Raw genomic sequence first — 9,386 nt, 5'->3', positions numbered from 1 at the left:
CTATCCGTGGTGGGAGCAGATCGCGAAATGGCGCGCGCGGGATTCGCTGGCCTACAAGATGAACAGCGACGTCATCATGCCGCAATACGCGATCCAGCGGCTCTATGCGCTGACAAAGGACATGGACACCTACATCACCACCGAGGTCGGCCAGCACCAGATGTGGGCGGCGCAGCACTATCATTTCGACAAGCCGAACCGCTGGATGACGTCGGGCGGCCTGGGCACGATGGGCTATGGCCTGCCGGCGGCGCTCGGCGTGCAGATCGCGCATCCGGATGCGCTGGTCATCGACATCGCCGGCGACGCCTCGGTGCAGATGACAATGCAGGAGATGAGCTCGGCGGTGCAGTATGAGGCGCCGATCAAGATCTTCATCCTGAACAACCAGTATATGGGCATGGTGCGCCAGTGGCAGCAGCTCTTACACGGCAACCGGCTGTCGCATTCCTACACCGAGGCGATGCCCGACTTCGTCAAGCTGGCGGAGGCGTATGGCGGCCACGGCATTCGCTGCGACAAGCCGGACGAGCTCGACGACGCGATCCGCGAGATGATCTCGGTGAAGAAGCCGGTTCTGTTCGACTGCCGCGTGGCGACCTTGGCCAACTGCTTCCCGATGATCCCGTCGGGCAAGGCGCATAACGAGATGCTTCTGCCGGACGAGGCGACCGACGAGGCGGTGGCCAACGCCATCGACGCCAAGGGCAGGGAACTGGTGTAGGCAGCCGTCAAGGGCGGGCTATCGCGAATAGCCCTGCGCAAACAGAGAATTAGCTCAGAAGTCTGAAATCGAGAATCACGTCATGAACGCACAGCTTCAGCCCACCGGCTCGGCCTACTTCATCGCCAAGGAAACCGAGAAGCCGGAAACCCATACGCTTTCCGTGCTGGTCGACAACGAACCGGGCGTGCTGGCCCGCGTCATCGGGCTTTTCTCGGGCCGCGGCTACAACATCGAAAGCCTGACCGTTTCCGAGACCGAGCACGAGAAGCATCTGTCGCGCATCACCATCGTGACGCGCGGCACGCCGCATGTGATGGAGCAGATCAAGCATCAGCTCGAGCGCATCGTGCCGGTGCACCGGGTGGTGGACCTGACCGTGCGCTCGCATGAGCTTGGGCAGGAGCGGCCGCTGGAACGCGAGCTCGCGCTGGTCAAGGTTGCCGGCACGGGCGACGCCCGCGTCGAGGCGCTTCGGCTTGCGGACGCCTTCCGCGCCTCGGTCATCGACGCCAACACCGAGCATTTCATCTTCGAGATCACCGGCAAGGGTTCCAAGCTCGACCAGTTCATCGCCATCATGAAGCCGCTTGGCCTGGTCGAGATCTGCCGCACCGGCGTCGCCGCGATGAATCGCGGCCCGCAGGGGATGTGAGAAAGGCGGGCGATCGCTCGCACCGCTTCAATCGTTTCTCTGGCCCGGCAGTCGTCCATCTTGGCGGCCTTTCGGATCGGTGGACAGCCCGGTCGGATCCCCTGTTACCCGGCTGCCTAACCATTGTGCAGTGCACATTAAATCTTCGTAATGCCGCGTTTTGGCCCTTTTCCGCCAAAGCCGTGTCCTATCTATTCGGCGAAATTCGCGGCGAAAGACCGTGGATCGAGCTAGGATGGACCACCGGGATCGGCGTGTCGGGTAGAGGGCTTGTTTGTCGATGCGCGGAAAAATCGCCTTTGCAGCTGTTGCGGTCGCCTGTCTGGCGGCCGCGGGGCTCTATTATTCGCCCACAACGCTGACCAGGGTCCAGCAGCTGATTTCTGGCAAGCAGGCTGACGCGACCGCCACCGCCAAGAAGGGGAGCGGCGACAAGACGGCCAGTGCCTCGGACAATGCGAAAGGCGAGAATGCGAAAGGCGGCGGTCCGCGTTCGGCCTCGATCGTCTCCGCCGTCGCGACCACCGCCGATTTCCCGATCCGGCGCTATGCCATCGGCTTCGTCTCGTCACCGGAGGTGGTCAACATAAATGCCCGTGTTTCCAGCCAGATCGTGTCGATTGCGGTCAAGGACGGGCAGATGGTCAAGGCTGGCGATCTGCTCATTTCGCTCGATGATCGCGCGCTGAAGGCGCAACTGGCCAAGGATCAGGCGACGCTCGCCAAGGACCAGGCGATGCTGGTGAGCGCCCAGGCCGACCTGCAGCGCGCCAAGGATCTTGTCGCCAAGCAGGCCGGCACGCAGCAGACCTACGACCAGGCGCTGGCCGCGCAGAAAGCCGCGGCCGCGACCATCGATGCCGACAAGGCGACGATCGACGCCGATACCGTGCAATTGAGCTACGCCACCATCACGGCGCCGATCTCGGGCCGGCTCGGCGCCGTCAACGTGTCGGTCGGCGATCTCGTCACCACCAGCAATGGCAGCTCAAGCAGTTCGACGCCGCTGGTCACCATCACGCAGATGGACCCGCTGCAGGTGAATTTCACGCTGCCGGAAAGCAACCTCGCCCTTTTGCACAAGGCGCTCGCCGACCCGCAGCAAGGCAACGTGACGCTGACCAAGGACGGTGACCCCACGCCCATCGGCAAGGGCACGCTCGACTTCGTCGATTCCAGCGTCGATACCGCTTCCGGCACCATCGCCACGCGGGCGAGCATACCCAACCCGGATCTTTCGCTGTGGCCGGGGCAATATGTGAACGTGGTGCTCGATGCCGGCACGATGCCGCACATGACCTCGGTTCCGACGGTCGCGGTGCAGCCCAGCCAGAAGGGCCCCTTCGTCTATGTCGTCAAGCCGGACAACACGGTGGAGATGCGTCCGGTGCAGGTGGCGCTGACGGAGGGCCAGAACAGCGCCATCAGCGATGGCCTCAAGAGCGGCGAGAAGGTCGTCGTGGAGGGCCAGACACGGTTGAAGAACGGCGCGGCGGTGCATGAAGGCAAGGCGGCCGGATCCGGTGACCAGGCGTCACCGAAGGTCGCGGAGGCAGACAAGGCCGGCGGGGCTGCCCAATGATCTCCGAATTCTGCATTCGCAGGCCCGTCGCAACGCTGCTGATGTCGTTCGCCCTCATCCTGGGCGGTATTTTTGCCTATAAGTTCCTGCCGGTGGCGGCGCTGCCGAGCGCCGAGTTTCCGGTGGTCAATGTTTCGGCCAGCCTGCCCGGCGCGTCGCCGGAGACGATGGCGACATCGGTGGCGACGCCCCTGATCAAGCAATTCGCGACGATCGCCGGCATCGATTCGATCTCGACCACCAATTCGCTCGGCCAGACCTCGATCGCCATCCAGTTCGTGCTGAACCGCGACATCGATGCCGCCGCCGCCGACGTGCAGGCGGCGATCGCGCGAACGCAAAGATCGCTGCCGCCGGAAATGACCTCGCCACCCAGCTATCGCAAGGTCAATCCGGCCGACGCGCCGATCCTTCTGATGTCGCTGGTCAGCGACACGGTCCCGCTGACCGATCTCGACGCCTTCGCGGAAAACGTCATCTCGCCTTCGCTGTCGACCATCGACGGCGTGGCCCAGGTGTCGATCTTCGGCCAGCAGAAATACGCCGTGCGCATCCAGATCGATCCGTCCGCGCTTGCCGCGCGTGGCATCTCCATCGATCAACTGCAGGCGGCGATCGCCTCGGCCAACAGCAACACGCCGCTCGGCGTGCTGCAGAACAACAAGCAGCAGTTGACGATCACCGCCAACACGCAGCTGACCAACGCCGCCGGCTTCTCCAACCTCATCATCGCCACCAAGAACGGCCATCCGGTGCGGCTGGGCGAGGTGACCCGCGTCGTCGATTCCGTGCAGACCACGACAACGGCGAGCTGGTATGACGGCACCCGCGCGATCATCATGGCGGTGCAGCGCCAGCCCGATGCCAACACCGTCGACGTCGTCGACAAGGTCAAGGCGATGCTGCCGTCCTTCCAGGACCAGATGCCGGCCGCCGCCCAGATCAAGCTGCTCAACGACCGCTCGACCTCGATCCGCCAGGCCGTCGACGACGTTCAGTTCACGCTGCTGTTGACCATCGCGCTCGTCGTGATGGTGATCTTCGTCTTCCTGCGCAGGGTGACGGCGACGATCATCCCGGCGGTGGCGGTACCGATCTCGCTGATCGCCACGCTTGGCGCGATGTTCCTGTTCGGCTTTTCCATCGACAACATCTCGCTGATGGGACTGACTTTGGCCGTCGGCCTCGTCGTCGACGACGCCATCGTCATGCTGGAAAACATCTTCCGCCACATGGAAGAGGACGGGCTGTCGGCCTTCGACGCATCGCTGAAGGGCGCGCGCGAGATCGGCTTCACCATCATCTCGATCTCGATCTCGCTGGTGGCGGTGTTCATTCCGGTGCTTTTGATGGGCGGCGTCATCGGCCGCATCTTCAACGAATTCGCCGTCGTGGTGACCGTCGCCATCCTGGCCTCGATGTTCGTCTCGCTGACGCTGACGCCGATGCTCTGCTCGCGGTTGCTGTCGGTGACGAAGGCCGATCGCGAGGCGCATAGCGCCGGCAGGCATGACATCGTCACCCGCATCTATGACTGGCTCTTGAGCTTCTGCCTGCGCCACACCTTCCTGGTTTTCCTGGTCTTCATCACCACCGCCGCGGCGTCGGTGTGGGTGATCCAGGTTTCGCCGAAGGGCTTCTTTCCGCAGGAGGATATCGGCCAGATATCGGTGACCACCATGGCGCGCCAGGACATCTCTTTTGACGCCATGGCGAAGCTGCAAGGGCAGGTGGCCAGCGTGTTCTCGAAGTCGCCCTATGTCGACCATGTGGCCTGGTCGGCCGGCAGCGGCAACAACGCGCTCAACCAGGGGCAACTCTTCGTCCAGCTCAAGGGCAAGGACCAGCGCCCCAACATCGACAAGGTGCTCTCGGATCTGAGGCGCCAGCTGGCCGGCGTGCCGGGCATCGAGACCTATATGCAGCCGGTGCAGAACCTGAGGCTCGGCTCGCGGTCGTCCGCCAGCGCCTACCAACTCGTGGTTCAGGGGCTCGATACCAAGCAGACAGACGTCTGGGCACAAAAGCTCAATGATGCCATGGCCGCCGACCACACGATGTTCACCGACGTCACCAGCGACCTGCAGAACAACGCCTTGCAGGCATCGCTCGTGATCGACCGCGACAAGGCCGCCCAGCTCGGCATCGACACCGACACGCTGCGCTCCGCGCTTTACGGCGGCTTCGGCACCGACCAGGTCTCGACGATCTTCGGTTCGGCCGACAGCTATGAGGTCATCACCGAGCTCGACCCCAAGATCGAATGGTCGCCGGAACACATGCTGGCCATCCAGATGCGGACGTCGAGCGGCACCCTGGTGCCGCTGGGCGCCTTCGCCCGCGTCGACCGCACGGCCGGCGCCCTGACGATCAACCAGCTCGGACAGCTGCCGGCGGTGACGATCTCCTACAACCTGCCGCAGGGCGTGTCGCTCGGCGACACGGTGACCCGCATCGACCAGCTCAAGGAACAGATCGGCATGCCGACGGCGATCTCGACGAGCTTCGCGGGCACCGCCAAGACCTTCCAGGATTCGCTGGCCAATCAGGGCTTGCTGATCGGCGGCGCGATCCTCACGATCTATATCGTGCTCGGCATGCTCTATGAGAGCTTCATCCATCCGCTCACCATCCTCACCGGCCTGCCGTCAGCGGTGCTTGGCGCGGTGGTGGCGCTGCGCTTCGCCGGCATGGACCTTTCGGTCATCGCGGTGATCGGCATCCTGATGCTGATCGGCATCGTCAAGAAGAACGGCATCATGATGGTCGACGTCGCGCTGGAGCTGAGGCGACAGGGCATGTCGGCGAAGGAGTCCATCCACAGGGCCTGCCTGATGCGTTTCCGGCCGATCATGATGACGACGCTGGCCGCGCTGATGGGAACCTTTCCGATCGCGCTCGGCACCGGCGCCAGCGCCGAATTGCGCCAGCCGCTCGGCATCGCGGTGGTCGGCGGCCTGCTCGCCTCGCAGGCGTTAACGCTGTTCGTGACGCCGGTGATCTACGTCTATTTCGAGAATTTCTCGGGCTGGCTGCTCAGCTTCTCGTCGAGACGGAGCCAGCCGGCGCTGCATGTGGTGGAGAGCGGCGAGCAGGGCTCGCTGTTCGACGGCGAGTCGGAACCGAAGAAGGTGGCGGCCGAGTAGGAGCATGATCCCGAAAAGCTGCAGCTTTTCGGACAAGATCATGCCTCAGAAAACAAACCTGGAGCGAAGCCTCAGTTCCGCTCCAGTTCCACTGGCCCAAGGCCTCGCGCTTGCGGCCAACGGCAGCCGATCCTAGTCTCGGGGCATGACCCACGATCATGACCACGACAACGAGCTCGATCCGTTCGCGGCGCGCGTGCGCGCGCTGGAGACGATCCTGACCCAGAAAGGCCTGATCGATCCGGCAGCCATCGACGTCATCGTCGATACCTATGAGACCAAGATCGGCCCGCGCAATGGCGCGCGGGTGGTGGCGAAGGCCTGGAACGATCCGGCTTATGCCGAATGGCTCAAGCGCGACGCGACCGCCGCGATCGAATCGCTCTCCTATACCGGCCGCCAGGGCGAGCATATGCAGGCCGTGTTCAACACCGAGGAGACGCACAATCTCGTCGTCTGCACGCTGTGCTCCTGCTATCCATGGTCGGTGCTCGGCCTGCCGCCGGTCTGGTACAAGGCGCCGCCTTACCGCTCGCGGGCGGTGATCGATCCGCGCGGCGTGCTGGAGGAATTCGGGCTGACGCTGCCCAGTACCAAGAAAATCCGCGTCTGGGATTCGACCGCCGAGCTTCGCTATCTCGTGGTGCCGATGCGGCCGAAAGGCACTGAGGGCTGGAGCGAGGAGCAGCTCGCCGAGCTGGTCAGCCGCGATGCGATGATCGGCACGGCGCTGGCCAAAGAGCCGGAAGGGGAGCCGGCATGAACGGACCGCAGGATCTCGGCGGACAGATGGGCTTCGGGCCGGTCGCGCCCGAGAAGGACGAGCCTTATTTCCACGCGGCATGGGAAAGGCGGGCGCTGGGCGTGACGCTCGCCGCCGGCTCCATGGGCGCGTGGAATATCGATGAAAGCCGGCATGCCCGGGAATCGCTGCATCCCGCCGACTACTATTCGTCGAGCTACTACCAGATCTGGATCAAGGCGCTGGAAACACTGCTGAAGCGCCATGGCTTCGTCACCGAGCGCGACCTTGCCGCCAGCAAGGCAGTCGATGCGGCCGCGACGCCGAAAAGGGTGTTGAAGGTGGGGGATGTGCCGGCGGTGCTCGCCAAAGGCGGACCGTGCGACCGGCCGGTCGCTACCCCGGCGTGCTTTCGCGCAGGCGACCGGGTGCGGACGAAGAATTTCAACCCGATCGGACATACGCGCCTGCCGCGCTACGCGCGCGACAAGACCGGGAGGATCGAGGCCGTTCGCGGCGGCTTCGTCTTTCCGGACAGCAATGCGCATGGCAAGGGCGAGAACCCGCAATGGGTCTATACCGTGGTGTTCGACGGAGCCGAAATCTGGGGCGAGGGCGCCGATCCGACGCTCAGCATCTCGATCGATGCCTGGGAGAGCTATCTTGAGCCGGCATGAGGCCAAGTTGCCGGCGGGCTTCGACGAGCCGGTCTTCGCCGAGCCATGGCAGGCCGAAGCCTTCGCCCTGACCGTTGCGCTGCACGGCAAAGGCCTGTTTTCGTGGAGCGAATGGGCCGATGCACTGTCGGTCGAGGTCAAGAAGCCTGACGTCGCAAGCGACGGGCATGACTACTACGAGCATTGGCTGGCGGCGCTAGAGAAGCTTCTGTCCCGGAAGGGTGTCGCCGGCAAGCGGGAGGTCGATGAACTCGCCGCCGCATGGGAACGCGCCGCGCATGCAACGCCGCACGGCAAGCCGATCCTGCTGGAGAATGATCCGGGCGCCGGCAGATAGATCGTCTTTGTTCTCTTTACGTTCCGGTTTACGGCTGATAGCCTGAGTTGTCGGATGCGTTGGCGATTGCTCCGACAACGGTCGGTATTGCGGCCAATCTTGTCTTTCGCTTGCGAATCCGGTCTGTCGCACTGATGGAATTTTCTCCCCAACAGGACGAGGCTTTGAAAGCGGTCGGGCGCTGGCTCAAAGAGGGCCGGCCGCAGGTCTTTCGGCTGTTCGGCTATGCCGGCACCGGCAAGACGACGCTGGCGCGCTATTTTGCCGAGCATGTCGACGGCCAGGTGCAGTTCGCCGCCTTCACCGGCAAGGCGGCGCAGGTGCTGCGCTCAAAGGGGGCGACAAACGCCCGCACCATCCATTCGCTGATCTATAGACCGAAGGGTGAGGAATCGGTCGAGGACGAGGTGACCGGCAAGACCTCGATGTCGCCGACCTTCTCGCTCAACCGGCAAAGCCCGATTTCGCGCGCCAAGCTCGTCGTCATCGACGAATGCTCGATGGTCGACGAGCAGCTCGGCCGCGACCTGCAGAGTTTCGGCACGCCGATCCTGGTGCTTGGCGATCCGGCGCAGCTGCCGCCGATCTCGGGCGGCGGCTTCTTCACCGAACACGAGCCGGATGTGCTGCTGACCGAGATCCACCGCCAGGCGCGCGACAACCCGATCATCCGGCTCGCGCTCGACGTGCGCGAAGGCCGGGAATTCATGCATGGCGATTATGGCACGGCGCAGGTGATCGGCAGGGAAGCAGTCAACCAGGACCTGGTGCTCAAGGCCGACCAGGTGCTGGTCGGCACCAACCGCACGCGCCGGCGCTACAATCAAAGATTGCGCGAACTGAAAGGGTTCGACGCCGACTTTCCGCAGGCCGGCGACAAGCTGGTCTGCCTGCGCAACGACCCTGCCAAGGGCCTGCTCAACGGCTCGCTGTGGAAGGTGATGACCTCGTCGCGCGAGACGGTGAAGCCCGGCATCAACCTTCTGGTCTCGCCGGAGGAGGACGATCCCGACCGCGGCGTCGCCAAGATCAAGCTGCTCAAGGCGGCGTTCGAGGATCCCGACGCGGAAATCCCGTGGCAGCAGAAGAAGCGTTTCGACGATTTCGACTATGGCTACGCGCTGACCGTGCACAAGGCGCAGGGCTCGCAGTGGAACGACGTCGTGCTGTTCGACGAGAGCTGGGCCTTCAAGGAGACACGGCAGCGCTGGCTCTATACGGCAATCACCCGCGCCGCCGAGCGGCTGACGGTGGTGCGCTAGGGAGGTTAGGAGTTCAGGTGAGGCTGGCCTAGTTCCTCAACACAGTGACTTTGAAAGATTGCAGGCTTTAAGGGCAAGGCTATCAACGTCCGCTGGGTAGTCAGCGCAAACGTTGGCGATGAGCTGGAGGCGCATGAACCTCGTCATTCCAGGGCGGAGCAAGGAGCGAAGCGACGCGCGCAGACCCTGGAATCCATGCCGTTACCTGGACCGAAGTGTGCAACGGTGCAGAATTCTGGACCGCTGCGGGGCTTCCAAGTC

At 63.8% G+C, this 9,386-nt stretch carries 8 protein-coding genes; all 8 read left to right on the top strand.

Annotation, left to right across the window (positions count from 1 at the left end; translation table 11 throughout):
• On the top strand, nucleotides 1-724 hold a 724-nt coding region (locus tag EOA23_RS27760), incomplete at its 5' end, for a thiamine pyrophosphate-dependent enzyme (protein WP_245474362.1).
• An 82-nt stretch (nucleotides 725-806) separates the two neighbouring features.
• A complete protein-coding gene (ilvN, locus tag EOA23_RS27755; protein ID WP_042644054.1) occupies nucleotides 807-1,379 on the top strand; it encodes an acetolactate synthase small subunit in 573 nt (190 codons plus the stop codon).
• Between the two features lie 280 nt (nucleotides 1,380-1,659).
• Nucleotides 1,660-2,961, top strand: a complete 1,302-nt coding sequence (locus EOA23_RS27750) for an efflux RND transporter periplasmic adaptor subunit (RefSeq protein ID WP_127306497.1) — start codon at nucleotides 1,660-1,662, stop codon at nucleotides 2,959-2,961.
• Complete coding sequence (locus tag EOA23_RS27745; RefSeq protein WP_127306496.1) at nucleotides 2,958-6,107, top strand: efflux RND transporter permease subunit; 3,150 nt, start codon at nucleotides 2,958-2,960, stop codon at nucleotides 6,105-6,107. The genes EOA23_RS27750 and EOA23_RS27745 overlap by 4 nt, the downstream gene beginning before the upstream one ends.
• 145 nt (nucleotides 6,108-6,252) lie before the next feature.
• Entirely contained in the window at nucleotides 6,253-6,870 is a 618-nt protein-coding gene (nthA, locus tag EOA23_RS27740; protein ID WP_127306495.1) for a nitrile hydratase subunit alpha, read from the top strand.
• Entirely contained in the window at nucleotides 6,867-7,526 is a 660-nt protein-coding gene (gene nthB / locus EOA23_RS27735) for a nitrile hydratase subunit beta (RefSeq protein WP_127306494.1), read from the top strand. The genes nthA and nthB overlap by 4 nt, the downstream gene beginning before the upstream one ends.
• The gene (locus EOA23_RS27730) at nucleotides 7,513-7,863 is read left to right on the top strand and encodes a nitrile hydratase accessory protein (RefSeq protein ID WP_127306493.1); all 351 of its coding nucleotides are present in this window, start codon (nucleotides 7,513-7,515) and stop codon (nucleotides 7,861-7,863) included. The genes nthB and EOA23_RS27730 overlap by 14 nt, the downstream gene beginning before the upstream one ends.
• A gap of 134 nt (nucleotides 7,864-7,997) precedes the next feature.
• Entirely contained in the window at nucleotides 7,998-9,125 is a 1,128-nt protein-coding gene (locus tag EOA23_RS27725; RefSeq protein ID WP_127306492.1) for an ATP-dependent RecD-like DNA helicase, read from the top strand.
• Nucleotides 9,126-9,386 lie beyond the last annotated feature (261 nt).

The sequence above is a fragment of the Mesorhizobium sp. M2A.F.Ca.ET.042.01.1.1 genome (assembly GCF_003997405.1).
Lineage (GTDB): Bacteria > Pseudomonadota > Alphaproteobacteria > Rhizobiales > Rhizobiaceae > Mesorhizobium.
This window is presented reverse-complemented; position numbering and strand designations above follow the sequence as displayed.

Excerpts from the sequence above, each read along its gene's own strand:
- EOA23_RS27745 (WP_127306496.1), top strand. The coding sequence starts at position 2,958 with ATGATCTCCGAATTCTGCATTCGCAGGCCCGTCGCAACGCTGCTGATG.
- ilvN (WP_042644054.1), top strand. The coding sequence starts at position 807 with ATGAACGCACAGCTTCAGCCCACCGGCTCGGCCTACTTCATCGCCAAG.
- nthB (WP_127306494.1), top strand. The coding sequence starts at position 6,867 with ATGAACGGACCGCAGGATCTCGGCGGACAGATGGGCTTCGGGCCGGTC.
- EOA23_RS27725 (WP_127306492.1), top strand. The coding sequence starts at position 7,998 with ATGGAATTTTCTCCCCAACAGGACGAGGCTTTGAAAGCGGTCGGGCGC.
- nthA (WP_127306495.1), top strand. The coding sequence starts at position 6,253 with ATGACCCACGATCATGACCACGACAACGAGCTCGATCCGTTCGCGGCG.
- EOA23_RS27750 (WP_127306497.1), top strand. The coding sequence starts at position 1,660 with ATGCGCGGAAAAATCGCCTTTGCAGCTGTTGCGGTCGCCTGTCTGGCG.